Here is a 1349-nt window from a genome sequence, read left to right on the forward strand (position 1 = left end):
CGGCGATGCGCCTGCCCGCGCGGCTGCTCTCGCAGCTCGCGCGGGCGGCGACCGGGATCGAGATCCACCCGGGCGCCCGGCTGGGGCAGCGGATGTTCATCGACCACGGCATGGGCGTGGTGATCGGCGAGACCGCCGTGGTGGGTGACGACGTGATGCTCTACCACGGCGTCACCCTCGGTGGCCGGTCGCTCAGCCGCGGCAAGCGCCACCCCACGCTCGGCGACCGCGTGACCGTGGGCGCCGGCGCCAAGGTGCTCGGCCCCGTCTGGATCGGCGACGACGCGCAGATCGGCGCCAACGCCGTCGTCGTCAAGGACGTGCCCGCCGGGGCCGTCGCGGTGGGCATCCCCGCGCGGGTCCGGGTGCCGAAGGCGCCCGTCGCGGAGCGGTCCCGCAACGAGGACCCGTCGGAGCTCATCGAGTACTCGATCTAACGGCCTCGGAACGCGCCGCAGGAGCCGGACGATCTCGTTCGCCCGAGCACTTGTTCTAGTTGGAGTAGCTCAAGTAGCATTCTGCACATGATGTTCCGGATCGATCCCACGAGCGACGAGCCGCTGTTCGAGCAGCTCGTGGCTCGGGTGCGCATCGGGGTCGCCAAGGGAGAGCTCGCACACGGCGAGCGACTCCCCGGGGCTCGCGAACTCGCGCAGGCACTCGAGGTCAACGTGCACACGGTCCTGAAGGCCTACCAGGTGCTGCGCGACGAAGGGCTTGTCGACCTGCGCCGCGGCCGGGGAGCGATCGTCACGGGGCGGGCACAGGCCGAGCTCTCCGCCGTCGAGCGGGCGATCGACGACCTGATCCGCGCCGCGAAGGCGGCACACCTGTCACCGGACGCCACAGCGACCCTCGTCAAGGAGGCGATGAGATGACCACCGGGATCCTGCTGCACCGACGGCTCGGGCACACCAGACGAGGCCAGATCGCGATCAGCGCCCTAGCCGGCCTGTCCCTGCTCGCCCTGGCTGCGGGCGTGGCGCTCTCCTGGCGGGACAGCCTGCCCGACCCGGTGGCGACGCACTGGTCCGCCGACAGCGGGCCGGACGGGTTCATGCCCCTCGGCGCCTTCGTCGCCGCGCTCGCCGGCACGGGGGCGGCCTGCGTCGCCCTGTTCTCCGCGATCGGGTTCTACGGCGGCCGGGCCGTGAGCACGCGGCGCCTTTCGGTCGCCATGAACGTGTGGATCGGCGGGTTCATCGGCACGATCCTGGCGGGCAGCCTGTGGGCTCAGCGCGGGCTGGCCGACGCCGCGGAGGCCTGGATGCCGGGCTGGCTGCTCGTCGTCGCGTTCCTCGGCCCGGCGGTGCCGGCGGTGGTCGCCGCCCTGCTCGTGCCCGCGGACC

At 72.7% G+C, this 1349-nt stretch carries 3 protein-coding genes; all 3 read left to right on the top strand.

What is annotated here, in order from left to right; genetic code table 11:
- Positions 1-437, top strand: a 437-nt coding sequence (gene epsC, locus PROKR_RS20930; protein ID WP_084800573.1) for a serine O-acetyltransferase EpsC, incomplete at its 5' end; no start/stop codon positions are given.
- Positions 438-524: 87 nt separating this feature from the next.
- Positions 525-878 carry a GntR family transcriptional regulator gene (locus PROKR_RS20935; protein ID WP_036966836.1) on the top strand — a complete coding sequence of 118 codons (354 nt, stop codon included), beginning with the start codon at positions 525-527 and terminating at the stop codon, positions 876-878.
- The coding region (locus tag PROKR_RS35690; protein WP_245605909.1) for a DUF1648 domain-containing protein at positions 875-1349 on the top strand (475 nt) is incomplete at its 3' end. The genes PROKR_RS20935 and PROKR_RS35690, both read left to right, overlap by 4 nt.

It is taken from the genome of Promicromonospora kroppenstedtii DSM 19349, from assembly GCF_000515355.1.
GTDB classification, from domain to species: domain Bacteria; phylum Actinomycetota; class Actinomycetes; order Actinomycetales; family Cellulomonadaceae; genus Promicromonospora; species Promicromonospora kroppenstedtii.

Coding starts and splice junctions, on each gene's coding strand:
- PROKR_RS20935 (WP_036966836.1), top strand. CDS start 525: ATGATGTTCCGGATCGATCCCACGAGCGACGAGCCGCTGTTCGAGCAG.